General features: G+C 49.8%; 19 protein-coding genes and 1 pseudogene. 4 read left to right on the plus strand and 16 right to left on the minus strand.

Annotated elements, in window-relative coordinates; translation table 11 throughout:
- Window positions 1-86 precede the first annotated feature (86 nt).
- The 7 genes from ACI7RC_RS04650 to ACI7RC_RS04680 form a co-directional block, all read right to left on the minus strand.
- Window positions 87-902: an adenylyltransferase/cytidyltransferase family protein gene (locus tag ACI7RC_RS04650; protein ID WP_408107072.1), complete on the minus strand. Its 816-nt coding sequence runs from the start codon at window positions 900-902 to the stop codon at window positions 87-89.
- A gap of 226 nt (window positions 903-1,128) precedes the next feature.
- Entirely contained in the window at window positions 1,129-2,454 is a 1,326-nt protein-coding gene (locus ACI7RC_RS04655; protein WP_408107073.1) for an MFS transporter, read from the minus strand.
- A gap of 146 nt (window positions 2,455-2,600) precedes the next feature.
- On the minus strand, window positions 2,601-2,945 hold the full coding sequence (locus tag ACI7RC_RS04660) for a cupin domain-containing protein (RefSeq protein WP_408107074.1): 345 nt from the start codon (window positions 2,943-2,945) through the stop codon (window positions 2,601-2,603).
- A 2-nt stretch (window positions 2,946-2,947) separates the two neighbouring features.
- Window positions 2,948-3,622 carry a DUF2848 family protein gene (locus tag ACI7RC_RS04665; protein WP_408107075.1) on the minus strand — a complete coding sequence of 225 codons (675 nt, stop codon included), beginning with the start codon at window positions 3,620-3,622 and terminating at the stop codon, window positions 2,948-2,950.
- Between the two features lie 29 nt (window positions 3,623-3,651).
- Window positions 3,652-4,425, minus strand: a complete 774-nt coding sequence (locus ACI7RC_RS04670; protein WP_408107076.1) for a carbon-nitrogen family hydrolase — start codon at window positions 4,423-4,425, stop codon at window positions 3,652-3,654.
- Window positions 4,426-4,460: 35 nt separating this feature from the next.
- Window positions 4,461-5,909 (minus strand): 4-hydroxyphenylacetate 3-hydroxylase family protein, encoded by a 1,449-nt coding sequence (locus tag ACI7RC_RS04675; protein WP_408107077.1) that lies wholly within the window; start codon window positions 5,907-5,909, stop codon window positions 4,461-4,463.
- Window positions 5,910-6,008: 99 nt separating this feature from the next.
- A complete protein-coding gene (locus tag ACI7RC_RS04680) occupies window positions 6,009-6,458 on the minus strand; it encodes a PNPOx family protein (protein WP_408107078.1) in 450 nt (149 codons plus the stop codon).
- Window positions 6,459-6,872: 414 nt separating this feature from the next.
- Here ACI7RC_RS04680 and ACI7RC_RS04685 point away from each other — a divergent pair, with 414 nt between their 5' ends.
- Both ACI7RC_RS04685 and ACI7RC_RS04690 read left to right on the plus strand, forming a co-directional pair.
- Window positions 6,873-8,117, plus strand: a complete 1,245-nt coding sequence (locus tag ACI7RC_RS04685; RefSeq protein ID WP_408107079.1) for a MerR family transcriptional regulator — start codon at window positions 6,873-6,875, stop codon at window positions 8,115-8,117.
- 15 nt (window positions 8,118-8,132) lie between these two features.
- Window positions 8,133-8,262: pseudogene (locus ACI7RC_RS04690) on the plus strand (transposase); the annotation flags it as partial.
- Window positions 8,263-8,345: 83 nt separating this feature from the next.
- On the opposite strand, the gene ACI7RC_RS04695 reads toward ACI7RC_RS04690, so the two are convergent.
- The 4 genes from ACI7RC_RS04695 to ACI7RC_RS04710 all read right to left on the minus strand — a co-directional run bounded on the left by ACI7RC_RS04695 (window position 8,346) and on the right by ACI7RC_RS04710 (window position 10,540).
- Window positions 8,346-8,666, minus strand: a complete 321-nt coding sequence (locus ACI7RC_RS04695) for a hypothetical protein (RefSeq protein ID WP_408107080.1) — start codon at window positions 8,664-8,666, stop codon at window positions 8,346-8,348.
- An 11-nt stretch (window positions 8,667-8,677) separates the two neighbouring features.
- Entirely contained in the window at window positions 8,678-9,286 is a 609-nt protein-coding gene (locus ACI7RC_RS04700; RefSeq protein ID WP_408107081.1) for a class I SAM-dependent methyltransferase, read from the minus strand.
- Window positions 9,287-9,403: 117 nt separating this feature from the next.
- Window positions 9,404-9,709 (minus strand): 4a-hydroxytetrahydrobiopterin dehydratase, encoded by a 306-nt coding sequence (locus tag ACI7RC_RS04705; RefSeq protein ID WP_408107082.1) that lies wholly within the window; start codon window positions 9,707-9,709, stop codon window positions 9,404-9,406.
- 93 nt (window positions 9,710-9,802) lie between these two features.
- Window positions 9,803-10,540, minus strand: a complete 738-nt coding sequence (locus tag ACI7RC_RS04710; protein WP_408107083.1) for a class I SAM-dependent methyltransferase — start codon at window positions 10,538-10,540, stop codon at window positions 9,803-9,805.
- 185 nt (window positions 10,541-10,725) lie between these two features.
- Between ACI7RC_RS04710 and ACI7RC_RS04715 the strand changes: the two genes are divergently transcribed.
- Window positions 10,726-11,688, plus strand: a complete 963-nt coding sequence (locus ACI7RC_RS04715; RefSeq protein WP_408107084.1) for a phosphatase PAP2 family protein — start codon at window positions 10,726-10,728, stop codon at window positions 11,686-11,688.
- 13 nt (window positions 11,689-11,701) lie between these two features.
- Here ACI7RC_RS04715 and ACI7RC_RS04720 read toward each other — a convergent pair whose 3' ends face one another.
- Complete coding sequence (locus ACI7RC_RS04720) at window positions 11,702-12,388, minus strand: deoxynucleoside kinase (protein WP_408107085.1); 687 nt, start codon at window positions 12,386-12,388, stop codon at window positions 11,702-11,704.
- Between the two features lie 216 nt (window positions 12,389-12,604).
- On the opposite strand from ACI7RC_RS04720, the gene cysK reads away from it, so the two are divergent.
- Entirely contained in the window at window positions 12,605-13,525 is a 921-nt protein-coding gene (gene cysK, locus ACI7RC_RS04725) for a cysteine synthase A (RefSeq protein WP_408107086.1), read from the plus strand.
- Between the two features lie 5 nt (window positions 13,526-13,530).
- On the opposite strand, the gene splB is transcribed toward cysK, so the two are convergent.
- The 4 genes from splB to acsA (ACI7RC_RS04745) all read right to left on the minus strand — a co-directional run bounded on the left by splB (window position 13,531) and on the right by acsA (ACI7RC_RS04745) (window position 18,612).
- Window positions 13,531-14,610, minus strand: a complete 1,080-nt coding sequence (splB, locus tag ACI7RC_RS04730) for a spore photoproduct lyase (RefSeq protein ID WP_408107087.1) — start codon at window positions 14,608-14,610, stop codon at window positions 13,531-13,533.
- A gap of 80 nt (window positions 14,611-14,690) precedes the next feature.
- Window positions 14,691-14,900: a hypothetical protein gene (locus tag ACI7RC_RS04735; protein WP_408107088.1), complete on the minus strand. Its 210-nt coding sequence runs from the start codon at window positions 14,898-14,900 to the stop codon at window positions 14,691-14,693.
- A gap of 242 nt (window positions 14,901-15,142) precedes the next feature.
- Complete coding sequence (acsA, locus tag ACI7RC_RS04740; RefSeq protein ID WP_408107089.1) at window positions 15,143-16,858, minus strand: acetate--CoA ligase; 1,716 nt, start codon at window positions 16,856-16,858, stop codon at window positions 15,143-15,145.
- Window positions 16,859-16,971: 113 nt separating this feature from the next.
- Window positions 16,972-18,612 (minus strand): acetate--CoA ligase, encoded by a 1,641-nt coding sequence (gene acsA, locus ACI7RC_RS04745; RefSeq protein WP_408107090.1) that lies wholly within the window; start codon window positions 18,610-18,612, stop codon window positions 16,972-16,974.
- Window positions 18,613-18,739 lie beyond the last annotated feature (127 nt).

Genomic DNA, 18,739 nt, shown 5'->3' on the forward strand with positions numbered 1-18,739 from the left:
CTCCGTTTGATTCGAGTTATTATTCGCTAGTGTATTCCCCGAAAATACCGAACTAAACAGCAAAACTACTAATCCTTTGATGAAACCTATTCCGAAACAGACCTCATCAAAGCGGATCGTTGTAAGAATTTCACCGTTATTTCCCCGCTTTTTTGCGGAACCATGTCACGGCTGCATAACTTGCAGGCCTCATCACTGCAGTAAAGAAGTCCTTTTGTTGTTTTCCGGCTCGTTAGGATCTCCACATGATAGAGACCGGGTTTCGGCATCACATATTTGCGATCGATTTGGAATGACTGATTAGGAGATTCAGCGAAAGCTCCACGAATTTCATAATGTTTACCTAAATAATGTGGGATCAGATGAACATCGCCGACTCTGATCAGTTTGCGAATAAGTGTGGAACTAATTTTTTGATTACTTTGTGTCTTTTTAGTAATGACGGTTACTTCAAATAAACGATCTTTGCTGAAATGCCGTAAGTATTCAACATCCCCTTGAGCCTTATGTCCAAAAGTGAAGTCAAAGCCAACAACAATATGTTTGGCGTGAAGACCAATAATATATTTCCGGATAAATTTATCGGCAGGAATGGAAGCAAAGGAACGATTGAATGTTACAACAAATATTTTGTCGGTACCAAAAGTAGAGATTCTCTGCAGTTTTGAATCAAGTGGAGTGATATATCTCCAATCGGTCTCTCGTTTAATGATCTCATTGGGATGCGGGTCAAAAGTCATCACTGTGAACTTGAGCCCCTTCTTTTTAGCAATTGCTTTCGCCTGTTGAAGTAATGATTGGTGACCTAGATGAACACCATCAAAGAATCCCAATGCCATGACGTGATGCTCATTCATTGCTATTGCAACATCCGGTGAGTGTGTTATGTATTCAATTTCCAAGTTGCACCACTCTCCCCATTAAGCAAATCATTTTTTGAATACTGTATTGTGTATACACTATGTAACCGATCATTATCGGTGGATAGAATGGGTGAAGGCCAAGGACATTCTCAGGGAAGAAAGATGCAGACGGAAAATCAGGCAGTATCTAATGGCAATGTGATAATTGAATAGTCTGATTTCCGTTTCGAATTCAAACCTTTCGCTGAGTATCCTTGATTTGTTATTACAATTTCGCAGTAACCTCATTCTGACTTAAGGAATTTTCAAAATGCCCCTGCTCTTTGGGGTTGCGTAAAAGCGAAACCGAGATAAAAGAGGCTACGCTTAGAACGCACGCAAAGACAGCAAGTGGAACCCAGGAATTATTGTAAGTACTTAACAAGAAGGTTGCGACAATTGGTGCTGTTCCTCCAAATAAAGCCGAACCTGTTTGATAGCCAAGGGTTATTCCTGTGTAACCCACATTCGTATGAAACATTTCAGAGAACATTGTTCCGATAATGCTTGCAATCGAAGACCAAAAAATCCCCAGGGCCATAATCGAAACGGCATATACCCAAAAAACAGACTTTAACGAAAGCAAGTAATAATAGGGGAAAGAAAAGATAGCAAGAGCGAATGCCCCTAGCAGGAAAACACGCTTACGTCCAATTTTGTCAGATAAGATTCCCATTAATGGAATACAGATCGTTGTAACGAGGGTAGCAATGGTGATGACATTTAACGTTGTCGTTCTTGTAAAGCCGATATTGGTAGCATAGCCGATAAAAAATGTAGTAAATAAATAGAACGGTCCTACCTCTACACATTTGGCCCCTAATGAAATCAGAACGGCTCTCCAGTGATGGCGGAGTACAACAAAGAGAGGAATTTTCACTACATTTCCTTTTTCTTTTTCTTTATTGAAAGCCTCCGTTTCCCCAAGCCCCATCCGTATCCACAGACCAACCACTACTAAAAGTGCACTCAGCAAGAAAGGAATTCTCCAGCCCCACGATAAAAATTGCTGATCGGGTAATAAACTCATTAGTGAAATAGAGAATGTTCCAATTAACATACCGAGCGGGATTCCCATAGCCGGAAAGCTTCCAAAAAAGCCTCGCTTTTCTTTTGGTGCAGATTCAACCGCCAGCAGAACCGCCCCTCCCCATTCTCCACCAAGCGCAACCCCTTGAACGAGACGCAGGGTCACAAGTAGAATCGGTGCCAAAACTCCAATGGTACTATACGTTGGTAATAATCCAATACATACAGTAGAAATTCCCATTAAGACCAGAGAGATGACAAGCGTATTTTTTCTGCCAAATTTGTCACCCATATGGCTAAAAATAAGACCACCTAGAGGCCGTACGAAAAAGGTGACGCCGAAAGATGCATAGGCAAGCAACAAACTCACAAAAGGATTATCGCTTGGAAAAAACAATTTGTTAAACACAAGTGAAGCAACTGTTCCATAAAGAAAGAAATCGTAGAATTCGATCGTGCTGCCAATTAAAGTAGCAAACAGCACTCTTTTGGATTTTACAGCAGGTTGTCCTTCCCTTTTCATAAAATGCCTCCTCAAGCCTTGTACCGATTGTTATGGACCTTGATCAAGGGTGAGCTCTGTTAACGAAATAACCCTCCCATCTGGAAATAGGCATCTTGTTTTTGCGTGTGAATTTCCAAATAGGAGGGATCTTGATTTACGTTACATTACTTGACGTAATAACGAACTTCAAAAATTTTGCAGCCATTCGGAGATTTCCACGGCCCGTGTTTCATCCCTGGAGGGCGGCATGCCACCATTCCTTGCGTAAACTCTTCATTTAATTCCAAATCGATAATGGATCCTTCAATAATATAAAGCTCCTCCCAAAAATCATGAAGTTGAACACCATTCGGGGAAGTATCCGTACCTGGTTCGAATTGCAGGATGCGCGTTGCTACATTCTTTTCCGGATCTAACGCAATTATTCTTTCTGTAAGTCCATTAACACTACTGAATGGTGTTGCTTCAAACTTGCGATAATCGGTAAATTCCAACTCTGGCTTTGCCATCTTTATTCCTCCTCAGCGTCTTTTAATAACTTCATGTTGTATTTTAATTGAATCGTGTTGCCATTTTTCGGGTCACGAAGCTCGGCAACGAAGGTTCCCCCGTAGAGGAATGTTCCGGTATGTAGTGGCAAAGTCCCACAGAATACGGCCATTCCCTTGCTCTCATAATCGCGTTCACGCAAAATTTGGAGCAGCTCGTCCGGGTTCAGAAAACTTCCTAATTTCCCCTTCTGATATTCATGCCGAACCCCATCTTTGATTATCCAACTCTCCATCTCGATTTCATCCCAGTAATCCCTGACCTGGTCTAACGGCCATACTTGGGAAGAAACTGGCTTTAAGCAAACTTGCTTCGATTTTTGAATCGAGGTCGCTTCCAACACCCGATCCGTATGATCGCTGCCGAGCCCCAGATACCATACTCCATTCACATCCAGTAATACAGCCTCGGCTTCGCCACTGCTATGGTTGTGAACGACAGTAATTTCCTCGGTCACCTGCATAAGTTCCGGCGTTAGGTCGTAAATCATCGGAACACGTGGCGGAGCCGGGATTCCCAGTTCTTTTAGTTCGTCAATATGCTGCTGAACAGCCTTTTGGTCTTTTCCTGTATAACCAGCAATAATCAATCTGGTCGGTTTCCATTGCAGCTCGATCCCATTGCTATAAATTTGCATATGTAATGTTTTCTCTCCTTACTGAGGATTTAAGTCAATACCCGGTGTTTCAACTGCGGGAAAGTCTCTCTGATGTGTTGGATTTGCTTCAGATTGATTTCCGCTTTCACAATTGTCTCCTGCTCTCCCCCTGAGGCGATAACAGTACCCCACGGGTCGACTACCTGGCTGTGACCTCCTAAGAAAGTGCCTCTGGTGGTACCGGCACAGTTACTGGAAATCAAATAACACTGATTTTCTAAAGCCCTGACCTGATTAAACAGGTTCCAGTGCATCAGACGTCGATGCGGCCAAGCGGATGTCACCAGCAGCAGCTCGGCTCCCTGATCAACCTGCCTGCGGAATTGTTCGGGAAATCGCAAATCGTAACAGGTAGCCAAACCCACTTTGCCGAATTTTGTATCTACCACCGTAACCTCGTCCCCACGGGTTAATAGTTTCCCTTCGTCCGAGCCGTAACGGAACAAATGTATTTTACGGTATGTTGCGATCCGGTGTCCTTGCGGGTCATACATCACGCTTGTGTTATAAAGATTCTCGCCGTCTTTTTCAACAAAACTTCCGGCAAAAAGGTAAGTTCCCAATGCCCTCGCTTTTGCGGAAAACGTCTCATCAAAATGCCCGTCTATCGGTTCAGATTCCTCCAGATACCGCTCGAAGGAAAAGTAGCCGGTTGCCCAGATTTCCGGCAATACAAGCAGATCGTATCCCTCCAGCTCGTCAAGCATCGATCCGACTCTATGGATGCGCTGTGCTTTCGTCTCATCGTCCTTGATTTCAACTTGAACGGATGCAACTTTCATATTGGTTCACTTCCTTTTTCAATTTTCAGTTGGCCCTATGGGTTTGGAAGTTCGTACGAATCCAGAAAACGATTTACGAGATCAACTGCTTCGTGATAACCGTAGTTTCGAAATGAGTATCCTTTCACTACGAACGGCGCCCCGTTATAAAACATTTCGTACTGTTGATGGCGTCCACCGAATTCAGAACCAATAATATCCCAGGCTAATTTAAATAATTGAATTTTTTGTGTTGAATCAGCGTTCCCACTGCGGATGTATTTCTTGATGTCTGCTGCCGTGTTAGGATTGATAAGTTCTTTGTAAGTAGACGGTCCTTGCAGGACTCCGCCTCCCGCTAATTCGCGCAAAATTTTAATGACACTGGAATAGATCGTATCCTGCATACCGACAATACCGTACAGGAAACGAGGATTGGGACGAACTACTCCATTTTCGTCATGTAGACAATGGTATTCGGAAGCGAGCATCATCCCTTCCACACATGATGCAACAGAGGCAAGTTCCCCTAACTTTTCCTGCACTTGCGGGAATTTATCAGTCCCGTTCATTTCTGCGATTTTCCGTGCAACACCGATTACAAATTTCAGTTTTGTGGCAAAGCGGATTTGTGCCTGGTTATTACCAAGCGCGTGTGCCGGTGTCTCGTGGAATTGCGCCCGAACGATATCTATATTTTTGTAGATGAATACATGCTTCCATGGAATGAATACATCGTCAAATACGACAAAAGAATCACTTTCATCAAACTGCGTCGACAGTGGATAATCGAAAGTGCTAGGTTTGTTTTGCGCATAGCTCGGGCGTGCATACAATTTCAGCCCAGGTGCGTCCATAGGTACGGCAAAAGAAATGGCGTAGTCTTCGTCTCCCGGGCGAAGCGGGGAAATAACACTGCAGAACAAGTAATCGCTTACGGCAGAGCCAGTTCCCAACATTTGCGAACCGCGAATAACAATGCCATCTTCGAGTTCTTCATATACGGCCATGGCCACATATTTTTCATCCAATTCATGTGCTGCCTTACTGCGATCGACCTGCGGCGGAATGATGACATAAGACACATAAAGGTCATTGTCTCTTACTTGCTTATAAAAGTTGACAATATTGTCCTTAAAACATTGGCCTCCCCGTTCAAATACGTGGGATGCGCCAGCAAAACTTGCCAGAAAAGCTGCAACGTGATCGGGACTACGGCCTACAAAACCACATGTGGCTTCTGCCCATTTACTGATAGCCTCTCTTCGTTCTTTCAGATCCTCACGACTTCTCGGAATCATATAAATTTTGTTGGCGATCGTGCCGTCTTCCGTCACATACGTCATATTGCTTTTCTCATCTGCAGAGATGTCGTAAAGTTTTGCCACAGTATTGATAATCCCGGTAAATGCGGGATGATTTGTTACATCCTGTACACGTTCTCCGTCAATATAAATACAACGGTTATTCTTCAGCGAATCAATATACTGCTGTCCTGTTCTCATGTCGCCACATCCTTCAGGATAATTATTTCATAATTAGTGTTATGTATTGTGTATACACAACAAGCGGTAAAAAACTCTTTCCGGAAGTTTGAATGATGATCAGCTGTAGATGATGTCCCTAACTTCTTTATCGAGCTTTTTAGCAAGCTCAGCATTATATGTTTTGATAAATGACGGTTCCGTGACGACCTTTCCGCCATAAAAGATAATGTCCCGAACCTCTTGAACATCCACTTCAAGAATAGCTAGTTTGAGAGTGGTCCCCTCTGTCTGTCTATTTTTTATCGCTGCTTTACCAACGATGGAGTATACGCTTTCAAGACCGATAAAAGTAAGAACTAACCTGGGATCATTCTCCAAAATGCTCACAAATTCAGATTTGGCATCGATTGCAAAGCGAATCTTCCTCTCATTAATGGCATACACCCAAGATAATGCAGTAGTGTAGACCCTTTCGCTTTCCTTATGTATAACGTTTAGTAGCACGATTGTACTTCCCTGAATCAGAGAAACCATATCCTGGCTTAATTCTTCAACAGGTTTACCCATGTATTCAATCCCCCTGCTTCATTGTGATAGATTCGTTCGTTTTTAATCGGATACGCTGATGCCATCCTTCCATAGCTATGTGCTATGAACAGCATAGCCACTAATGCTAGAATATAAGCTGAAGGCACCACTATTTGCGTTATCTGTGCTATAATCCCATAAGTGCTAAAGACAACCAAAGTTAGCGCGCGTTCCAAGCGAAATCTTCCAATAGGCGTTCCTCCTTCTGTATGATGTGGTTATTCTTTTTTGTGGTGAGGAGCAGCCTTTTAACCGCTTTCCTTCCTGACTGTTCAAAAAGTCTGTGAATTTTCTAGCTCCATATTAGTAGGTGGACTTATCTATAGGGCAACCACCTATTTCGAGCCGTTTTCGCGAAAAGCACGGAGTATACTCTAGGGAGGGACTAACCATATGAGAATAGGTTTGTTCGCAAAGAAATTTAACGTCTCCATCGATACGATCCGCTATTATACCAACTTAGGCTTTTTAATCCCGATCAAAAAGGAATCCTACTATGAGTACGATCAGACATGTGAAGACGATATGACCTTCATTACTCAATTGAAATCGCTTCACTTCACGTTAAATGAAATCGACAATATCCTGAAGGTGAAGCGTGTTACGTTATTACGCGATCCCGACGATTGGGAAAGGTTCGTGCAGCTGTTAGAAACCAAGAAGGATGAGCTGACGGTGGAAATCGCGAAGCTGTATGAGGCCATGGCAAATATCGATTCGATTATCGATTCGGCCCCCCACAAAAAAGCAGAAAAGACCGTGACAGGCATTTCCATCTCACTCATCCCCTTGCTGCGCTGCCCTGTCTGCTCCGGTTCCTTCCAATTGCAAAATACGCTCATTCTGCAAGAATGCATCGTGGATGCCTCCGTCCATTGTGAATGCGGCTATCAAGCCCAGATTGACAACGGAATCTTGTACGCACCCAATCTGGATGATTCGATCCAGAACGGGGCCTACCTGTACGAACCGAAAACCGTAAGTGAAGTAACCACCGATCTCACCCGGTTGATGGAAAAAAGCGGCAAGTTTATTTACCAGCTACTGAAAAGTTATCCCTTGACTAACAGGGTTATTTTGGAGCCAAGCATCGACACGTTTGTCCTTCTGCCCAAATACCTTCATTTACTTCAGGATGACGCCTTGTATATTTTTTGCGGCAGCAACCAGGAAATGGTAGAGAAGCTGAAGGGAAAAATCACGTTCATCAATCCCAAGTTAAAGGTGCTCTACATCGTCAACACATCGCTGCATTTGCCGATTTCGTGCAATAGCGTGGACTATATTATCGATAGCCTGTCGTTCAACGACTACGCGCTATTTAATCCAGTCTTTCCACTTGCCAAGCTCAACCGGTATTGCAAAGACGAAACCACTATTATCGGAATTTTTTCGCATTACAAAAACGGTGCGAAATCAATTCAAAAAATGTACGAGATGTATCCGAATGCTTTACCGTTAAACTTTGAAAAAGGATTTATCCAAACCCATATGGAAGGGTACGACTTTGAACTGATTGAAACGATTTCGATTGGTGAAACCAAGCAACCGGGGATTTATATCGAGCATCATGTCGGGGAGGAAAGCTTTCACGTTGTAGGGTATATCGCCAAAAAAAAGGGTGTCCCAAAAGCCTAGATTTTTAGGCTAAGGGATACCCTCTTTATGAAAGTGAAGCAAGACGGTGCCATTGTCAATAAGGCTGCGTATATGATCATTGGGACTGATCTTGATGGCAACAAGGATGTAATTCGGCGAGAGCGCGTCTGCAAAGTTCTGGATGTATTTTTCCCTGACCGGGTTGGTCAGCACCTAAAGTAACGATGGTAGTTACATAAATGTATTGACAGACCCTCGGCCTCTTTCTTATCGCTCAATCACAAGCTCCGCCTCGGTGCCGAAGATGCGCAGCTGGCCGCCGTCCAGCATCCCCAGATCTTCTTCCTCTGCAGGGATTTCCATCAGCAGTTCGAGCACTTCCTCTCCCTCTGCCTCAAAGAGCAGGAACAGATCTTTTCCTGCAAAATCCCCCTCAGACAAGGACACCTGTTTCAGCACCGCCTGAAACGCTGTTACGGTCTCGTCTTCCTCTTCACCCTCCCACTGGGTAAAGGTGACTTGTGCGGGCCTGTCTGCAAATTGCTCCTGCAGCGTATGCAGCAGCTGCTGATGCGTCTGGATTTCCATTGCGTCCTCCTCTATTTCACTGCCAAAATGCACACGTACTTGTTTGTGCTGGTCTCTAGCGACTGGTCGAACGTCTTGAATCCGGCTTCCCGGTAGTACTGTTCCAATTCTTCGGGGCGGTAGCAGTGGTGGTAGAGTGAATTGCGGTAGAATTCGCCTTCCCCCTGCAGGTAGGAAGCGAAGAACACACCGCCTGTTTTCAAAATGCGCCGCACCTCCTGCAGCGTTTGTTGCAGGTCGGCTGTCGTCACATAGAAAAGCGAGCCGTTCGCCCATACTCCGTCAAAGCTGTCCGGCGCAAACGGCAGTGCGCGAAAATCCCCTTGCCAAAAGGGAACGCCCTCGACGAGCCGCTTGGCCTCCGCCAGCATCACTTCGCTGATATCCAACCCCTGCACATCCAACATGTGCCGCTTCAACCGCAGGGAATCTATCCCGACTCCGCAGCCTACGTCGAGCACGCGTCCGCCGGCCAATAACATTTGAAATCCTGGCAGTGCCAGCTTCGCCATATGATCCAACTCTTCCACTTCGGTGGCAGACGTTCCCAGCCGATCAAATGTCTCTTTATTTTGGTTGACGTAGTCGCCCATATCCTCCAAGGGATGGTACTTGCCCACCCCTCTTCCCCCTTCCCAACGGTACTTCTCTTATCTTACCATCTTTTTGCACATTTGTTACCGGCATGCTGCGCTTTTTGCCCGAAGGCTCGAAAAAAAGCACCAGGATCGGTGCTTTTAGATTGCTTCTGTGACCGCTTGTGTCAGTCGGTTTATCTTTTGTGCCAGGGCAAAGTCCTTCCCCGTCAATCCGTTCGCGTGGCTGGTAGACAGTGTGAAGGTAATGTCCGAACCCTTGATGTTGACCTCCGGGAGATGATCCTCTCCTTCCATGTAATCGGCAAGCCTTTTGACCATTCGGAGGGCAGACGGAAAGTCAGGATATGAGAGCGTACGAATCAGTGCCTGCTTGTTCTCCGTTAAGTGCCAGCCCGGAACTTTGTTCAAGTAACACGAAATCTGTTCGATCGACAGTTTCGCCATGCCATCCATCTCCCCTGCGGTCGACGTTAAGATAATTCTATCCTATTCAGCGACCGCAGCGGATAGTCACAACAATTGAACGATCGGGGAGGCCTAATCTTTGACGGCGAAAAAAATCATCCGCGGCGATTGTTCTTGATTGTAAGGGGAGTATGTATAGTCACCGTACAGCTGCATGAGGCGAAAGCCCGCCTGCTCCAGCATGCCGATGATCTCTGCCGCTTCAAACAAGCGGACCTGCTCCATATAGCAGCGCGGCTCGGCTGACTCCGGATCGCGTATGACGATCTCCTTCTTGACGTAGCCGCCTTCGATCCAGCGTTTTTCATCGATCAGCAAGCCGTTGATTTCCCGCTCTGAAGCCGGGACCAGATGAGCCCGCACATAAGCGGGGTTCAGGTAGTCGATCAAAACTTCTCCGCCGGCCTTCAGCGCCCTGACCATATTTCTCACCACGATGGCGCTTTCTTCATCGGTGTCAAAGTAGCCAAAGCTGGTAAACAAATTGACGACGATATCAAATTCGTTCTCGAACGGGATCTCCCGCATGTCGTATTGTACGAAACGAAGATTGGGGTATGGATTGTGTTGTTCCGCCAGGGCCAAGAGCACCGGTGACAGATCAACGCCAACCACTTCGTAGCCGCGGCGCGCCAGAGCCCGCGAGTGACGCCCGCTGCCGCAGCACAGGTCGAGCACCCTTCCTGTATGTTTGATCGGCAAATTTTCCAGTAAATTGCCAATCTCCCGATCCGCTGAGGCTTCGTCGCGATGCTGGTACACCAGCAAGTAATCCTCACGAAAACTCTGTTCAAACCAAGCATCTCCCATTACCTATCTCGCTCCTTGGATTCAGGTTCATTTTTCCATTATACCATACCTCTCCAGTCCATCCTCTGCCCGCTGCAGCTGGCGCGTATGATGACGGCTACTCTCGTGCAAACTGTTGAGAGCAGTCGTTTCTCGCTTTGCTGTATTCGGCTGCTCTACCAATACTCCCCGACGAGAGGATTGCGATGAGAGCTATCTGGCACGGCCTGAAAAAGGTGGAACTGTATGAGTGCGTAGGACTTCTCTTCTCCTTGTCCGCTCTCGCTGTCTTTTTTTTGTACGCCGATCTGGCAGATTTGAAGCAGCAAACACAAAATTGGCATTGGCGCCCGGTTCGCTGGGTTTGGGATGTCTACCGGGCCTTTTTGCCGAAAGCTTTTGGCGCCTGTTTGGCGCTGCTCCTGGCCGTGGGCTGGTGGAAGTACCGGGACCTGCGGTGGGGAGTGCGCCACACGTTTATTCTGACGCGGCTCGTACTGCCATTCTGTCTGCTCTTGTTCGTCTACCGCGTGCTCAATTTTTACGTCCCGCTTTTCTCGCCACAAGACCGGGATGACTGGCTGCTTCATGCCGACCGCTGGCTCTTCGGGGTACAGCCAACCGTCTGGCTGCAGCAGTACGTTCACCCGCTGCTGACGGATTACTTCAGTTTTGTGTACATGGCCTGGTTTCCGCTGATCTTCGCGACGATGGTGCTGCTGCATTTTTGGTCGAAAAAAGCCGTAACCGAATATACAGCCAGTGTGCTGTTTACCTTTTATCTCGGGTATTTCTGCTATTTGCTCATTCCGGCTGTCGGCCCCTACTATACCCTGCAGCAATCCTACAGCATCTCGCTGGCCGGGGGGTTGGTCACGGCAGCCCAGCACAGCCTCGTACTGCCGGGGGACCTCAAAATCCCCCGCGATGCCTTTCCCTCCCTGCATACAGCCGTCTCGTTCGTGATGCTATACTTTATCGCCGTCTATCGGCCCCGCTGGCTTTGGCTGTACATGCCGCTTGTCATCAGCATTTTGCTGTCAACGGTCTATTTGCGCTACCATTACGTCGTTGACGTCATTGCCGGGATCGCATTGGGGCTGTTCACCAGCGTCTTTAGCGGCACCTGGTGCCGAAAATGGCGAGAGCTGCTGAGTCCGCAAGAATAGCACCGGCGATGGGCTAGCGGCGCAGTTCCCGAAACGTCCTGAACTTGTCCGCCACCCATGACAGAACCAGTTCCATGGAGCTGCCGGAGCCGAGGGCATCGTATTCGTTGATGCTGATCCGCAAAATCGGACAGGCGGAAAAACTGTCGATCCACCGCTCGTAATGGTGATACAAATCCTCCCAGTAGGAAATCGGGGTCTGCTGTTCCGCCGGCCGTCCCCGCTCTCTGACACGCTGTACGACTTCCTCAAAGCTGCCCTCCAGATAGATCAGCAGATCCGGATGGGGAAAGTAAGGCGTCATGACCATGGCTTCGAACAGCCTGGTATATGTATCATAGTCTTCATCAGACATATGCCCCTGTTCGTGCAGCATTTTGGCAAAAATCCCTGTGTCTTCGTAAATAGAGCGGTCCTGCACAAAGCCGCCTCCGTAGTCAAACATCCGCTTTTGTTCTTTAAAGCGTTCAGCCAGGAAGAATGTCTGCAAATGGAAGCTCCAACGGTCCAAATCTTTGTAAAACCGGTTTAAATACGGGTTGTTGTCCACTTTTTCCAGCGAAACGCGAAAGCCCAGCTGATGGGCCAGCGCCCGCGTAAAAGTGGACTTGCCCACACCGACGGTTCCGCTGACCGTAATCACGGCATTGGCCGGAATTCCGTACTTCTCACATAGTTGGCTGCCTGAGTACTTCGACATCGTTGCATAACTCCTTATGGATCTCGCACTTGTGATCCCGATCATTTTTCCAAATCTCTCACTATTCCGGCAGCCAGAATAATGGCTCACATGCTGCCTGCCAAACGACTTTCATTTTACCATGCTGACAGGGGATTTGTCGAAGCAGCTAGAATCCGCCAATTCCGATATGTTATAATGGAATAACATATATCTTCTGACAAAGGTGCGATAACTATGAAAATAGCAGCCCACATGGGGGAACTGATCGGCCGGACACCCGTTGTTCGATTGCGTCGTCTGGTGAGCGCCGAAATGGCTGATGTCTATGTAAAATTGGAGAAGTTCAATCCCAGCGGCAGTGTCAAAGACCGCGCGGCATACAACATGATCGTCACCGCAGAAGCCAGCGGCCAATTGAAGCCCGGGGCGACGATTATCGAGCCGACCAGCGGAAATACGGGAATCGGGTTGGCGATGGCTGCGGCCGTCAAAGGCTACAAGGCGATCATCGTCATGCCGGACACGATGACCCGTGAACGCATCCAGCTGCTGCAGGCCTACGGAGCAGAGGTCGTGCTCACGCCGGGCGACGAAAAAATGCCCGGAGCGATTCGCAAGGCAGAGCAATTGCTGCAAGATGTCCCGAACAGCTTCATGCCGATGCAATTTGAAAATGAAGCGAATCCCGAGATCCACCGTCTGACCACTGCGCGGGAGATCCTTGAGCAAATGGACGGCTCCCTCGACGGGTTTGTGGCTACAGCCGGGACGGGCGGCACCATCACCGGGACAGGCGAAGTCCTGCGTGGGCATCTGCCCCACCTGCATATCGCGGTCGTAGAACCGGCCGGTTCACCCGTGTTATCCGGGGGCAAGCCAGGTCCGCACAAAGTGGTCGGGACCAGCCCGGGATTTATACCTCAAACCCTGAATACGCAAATTTACGACGAGATCGTCCAGATTACAGATGAGCAGGCGCTGGAAATGACGAGGGCTTTGGCCAAACAAGAAGCCATCCTCGTAGGTCCGTCGTCCGGGGCAGCCGTCTTTGCCGCGCTAAAAGTAGCCGAGAAGCTGGGACCGCATAAAAAAGTGCTCGCCATCTGTGCAGACAGCGGCGAGCGGTATTTGTCGATGAGCGAGTTGTTCGGCTAAGTGATCTAGGTGAAGTACTCGATCCGGGCTTCGGGAAAAAACCGCTGAATCTCGGCTTCCAGGTGAGACTTCAGCGCGAAGGCCTGGACGTCGGGGTATACGTATTTTGCCTTGCCGTACTTTCCCCACTTGATCTTCCGCTCTGACTCTTCCATCCGCAGCTTGGTCTTGGGGTAACGCTCCAGGATCAAGCTTTTTGCGATTTTGGTAAAGCGGTGCTGGATCAATTCAAAGGTCAAGTCCTGCCTCGCTTCCGGCCCGAGCTGTCGATCCAGCGTTTCCAACAGGTGCGTATAGCCTTCCTCCCAACCGTCGAACCAATAGAGCGGGGCGATGATAAATCCGAGCGGATAGCCGGCGGCCGCTACCTTGCCGGCTGCTTCCAGCCGTTCCCGAAACGACGATGTACCCGGTTCAAAGTGTTTGATCACGTAATCGGCATTGACGCTGAAGCGAAAACGGGTGTGCTTGTTGTGCCTGGCATCGAGCAGCGGATCGACATGGTGAAACTTGGTCACAAAGCGGAGACGCCCGTTTGGCTGATCGGCCATAAATTCGATTGCCCGCTTCAGATTGCCGGTAATGTGTTCGATCCCGACAGGGTCTGACGTACAAGCGGCCTCGAAGCGGGTGATCTCCGGCTCCCGTTCACGGATATACTGGGCCACCCTCTCCAGGATTTCTTCGATATTTACGTATACCCGGATGTAGGGCTTCGTGCCGACGTTCGTATTGAGGTAACAGTAGTGGCAGTGGCCTGCGCAGCCTGTTGCGAGGGGGATCGCGTATTCCGCGGAGGGTTTTGACTGTTCAAAGGTGAGCGTTTTGCGCACCCCGACTACCAGCGTGCGTTTGGCGTTGCGGTATTTCTCCAAGTCCGTTTCCCCGGGTATTCCTCTTACCTGATTATGGCTCGTCGTCATCTTGATCGGTATGCCTTCCCGCTTGTAACGGCGAAACAGTTCCTCACCCAGCGGATAGTCCAATGCCTGCGGTTCAAAGAACACCAGATCCGGCACGAACAGCTTGGTCTGGCGTAGATGCTGTTCCCGAACATCTGCTTGATCAATCAGCGTCGTGACCATCTTGCAATCCCTCCCCTGGAGATAGTATCTCCAACCCACCGGCGAGAGTGAAGGTGAAATATGGTCTCATTCGCATGTCTTTATTTGATCGTTCTTTTGTACTGACCAAGCAGCAGCAGCGCATTTTCCTTCTGATGGATCGGCACCTGCAAGGAGTATGAACGCAGCGTTCCTTGTTTCTGGTTGGAAAGCCGGACACGGATTCCATTCAATTCTAAATATTGGCGCAAATCGTTTGCCGCCCGCGGCAGACCGTATGATTCATGAATCGTTGTCCAAGTCGTCCACATGATTCACCTCACCAAACCCTTCAATTTCATTCCTTATCATAATGTAAGCGGTTGGCGCGCTTTTGGTACTTCGTCACTATGATTTGCCTATGAAAGTATGCGGATCAATGGGCAAAATACCGGAAAGACAGACACGGAGACGGCGGAGGCGGCAGTATGCTCGGCGGAGAATTTTAAAACGAAAAAGAAGCGCATGCCCGGACAGCTCCGGACGTACGCTTCTTGCATCCTGCAATTCGAGATTAATCTTCCATCGTGGACAGGTCGCCGGTGGGCAGCCCCAGTTCCCAGGCCTTCAAGACGCGGCGCATGATCTTTCCGGATCGGGTCTTCGGCAGCTTGTCGCGGAATTCGATTTCGCGCGGTGCTGCATGTGCGGCCAAGCCTTCCTTGACGAATCGCCTGATGTCATTCATCAGTTCCTCGGTCGGTTCATATCCTGTGCGCAGGGCGATGAACGCCTTGATGATTTCGCCGCGCACAGGGTCCGGCTTCCCGATGACACCCGCTTCGGCCACTGCAGGATGTTCCACCAGTTTGCTTTCTACTTCAAACGGCCCGACGCGCTCGCCTGAGGTCATGATCACATCGTCGACGCGTCCCTGGAACCAGAAGTACCCGTCTTCATCCTTGTAGGCCGAGTCCCCCGAAATGTACCAGCCGGGGAAGCGGAAATACTCCTCGTATTTGGCGTCGTTTTTCCAGATTTTGCGCATCATCGACGGCCAGCCGGCGCGCAGAGCGAGGTTCCCCATGCGGTTTGGCGGCAGCTCATTTCCTTCGTCGTCGAGGATCGTAGCGTACGTGCCGGGGAAAGGTTTGCCCATTGAACCCGGCTTGATCGGCATGCACTTGAAGTTGGAGATCATCTGCCCGCCTGTTTCCGTCATCCACCAGTTGTCGTGAATCCGGTGCTTGTAGACCTTCAAGCCCCAGGTAACCACTTCCGGATTGAGCGGTTCACCGACACTCAGAACGTGGCGCAGCGATGACAGGTCGAACTGCTTCACCAGCTCGTCACCCGCACCCATCAGCATTCGGAATGAGGTCGGAGCGCTGTACCAGACCGTCACTTTGAATTTTTCGATGGTCTTGTACCAATCTTCCGGCTTAAAGCGGCCGCCGCGAATGACGTTGGTCGCGCCATTTAGCCATGGAGCGAAAATCCCGTACGAGGTTCCCGTTACCCAGCCCGGGTCGGCAGTGCACCAGTAGATGTCGTCTTCCTGCAGGTCGAGCACCCATTTTCCTGTCTGGTAGTGCTGAATCATCGCATTGTGGACGTGCAGCACGCCTTTGGGCTTGCCGGTGGATCCGGAGGTGTAGTGCAAAATCATGCCGTCTTCGCGGTCTACCCACTCGATTTCCAGTTCGTCGGAGGCTTTGGCCATCTCTTCATGGTAGCTGATCTGTCCCTCTCCCACCTGATCCTGGTCTCCGACGACGATCACGTGCTTGAGATGCGGCAGCTCTTGTACCGGTATGCGCGGGAGCAATGCCGGGGTCGTGACGATCGCCACCGCCTCGCTGTTCTCCAGGCGGTCGCGGACAGCCCCTTCCATGAACGCTTCAAACAGCGGGCCGACGATCGCACCGATTTTCAGCGTACCGAGAACGCTTACATAAAGCTCAGGGGAGCGCGGCATAAACACGAAGACGCGGTCGCCTTTGACGATGCCCAGCTTGCGGAGAATGTTGCCGAATTTGTTGGAGAGCTGACTCAACTGGGCAAACGTGTAGCTTTCATCGCGCGTCGCGTCAAAATACAGCAGCGCCGTTTTATCTTTGCGGTCGGTGGCCAGATGGCGGTCGATCGCTTCGTATGCCATATTGACCCGGCCCGTTTCATACCAGGTAAATTGTTTTTCGACATCTTTCCAGTCAAAATTCGCATATGCCTGATCGTAGTCCTGCAAATTAAAATTGCCCTCTTCAGCTGGTATCATGTTCTCTTTCATATGCTCACGCTCCTTATCAAAATCAAACATCTCTCTTTTAGGATAAGTCTGAGTATTCGACAAACCGCAAGCGTTTTCCTGCCGAAATCGGAGGAACTTTTTGGCACCAGATGTCACTCCTCCAGAGTGGACAAGTCACCCGTCGGCAGTTCCAGTTCCCAGGCTTTCAATACGCGCCGCATGATCTTGCCGCTGCGGGTCTTGGGCAGCGAATCCCGGAAAGCGATCTCACGCGGAGCGGCATGCGCGGCCAGGTTCTTGCGGACGAACTCCTTGATCTCCTCGCCCAGCCGCTCACTGGCCTCGTATCCCTTGCGCAGCACCACAAAAGCTTTGATCACTTCGCCTCGCACCGGATCGGGAATGCCGATCACTCCGGCTTCCGCTACGGCAGGGTGCTCTACCAGCTTGCTCTCCACTTCAAAAGGACCTACCCTCTCGCCGGAGGTATTGATGACGTCATCGATCCGCCCCTGAAACCAAAAGTATCCGTCTTCGTCCTTGTAGGCCGAATCCCCGGAAATGTACCAGCCATGTTGAAAATACGATTGGTATTTGGCCTCGTTGCCCCAGATCGTTCGCATCATCGCCGGCCATGGCGGCCTGATCGCCAAATTGCCCATGACCCCGGCCGGCAGTTCTTTGCCTTGTGCATCTACTATGGCGAGATGAATCCCCGGAAGCGGCATGCCCATCGAACCGGGCCGGACTGGCAAGCCAGGACGGTTGGCGCAGATGGTAGAGCCTGTCTCCGTCATCCACCAATTATCGTAGATCTGCTTGCCCAGCACCTGCTCGCCCCAGCGGATCACCTCCGGATTGAGCGGCTCGCCCGCCGAGAGGATATGGCGCAGACGGCTGAGGTCAAACTGCCGCGGCAGATCGTCCCCCGCCGCCATCAACATCCGGAATGCCGTCGGAGCGCTGAACCAGACGTTTACCCCATATTTCTCAAGAGTGGCATACCAATCCTCCGGACGAAACCGTCCGCCGCGAACAACGATTGTCACTCCGTGCAGCCAGGGGGCGAACAGCCCGGCAGAGGTTCCCGTGATCCAGCCCGGGTCCGCCGTACACCAGTACACATCCCCCGGACGAAAGTCGTAGACGACCGCTCCTGAGACGTACTGGTGAACCAGTCCCGCATGCACGTGCAGCACGCCCTTTGGCTTGCCTGTCGAACCCGATGTGTAGTGGAGATACAAGCCGGACTCGCCGTCCACTTGTTCAATCAGCGGTTCGTCAGAGGCGGTCATGAGCTGATCGTACGAGACGACACGGTGACCGGCTGTCTGCGGGATCTCGCCGACCACGATGACGTGCCGAAGCTGCGGCAGCTCATCGATGGGAATGCGCGGCAGCAGCGATGGAGTCGTCACGATCGCCGCGGCGCCGCTGTCTTGCAAACGGTCGTGCACGGCTGCTTCCATAAACGCCTCGAACAGGGGTCCTGCGATCCCGCCGACCCGTACGATCCCGATCAGTGCAATATACAGTTCCGGACACCTTGGCATGAACAGGAATACGCGCTCTCCTTTTTTGATGCCAAGCGATTTGAGGCCGCGCCCAAAACAAGACGAGAGCCGCTGGATCTGCTCGAAGGTATACGATTCCTCCCGCTGGCCGTCGGTGAAGAAGAGAGCCGTCTGCTCCCCTTTTCCCTCGTCGACATGCCGATCCACCGCTTCGTAGACTATATTCCCCACACCATTATGCGTCCAAGGAAACCGACGCCGCGCATCTTCAAAGTTCATCGGATCACCCCTCCTGTATTCCAGGTACAGTATATTCGGTTTATCTCGTAAGAATATTTCTACTTTTCCACCGCATCTCCTTCCAGTATATACTTCCGCCGTCTTTTACGTATGTGTAGTATAATCA

Source organism: Brevibacillus sp. B_LB10_24, from assembly GCF_046036945.1.
Lineage (GTDB): Bacteria > Bacillota > Bacilli > Brevibacillales > Brevibacillaceae > Brevibacillus_C.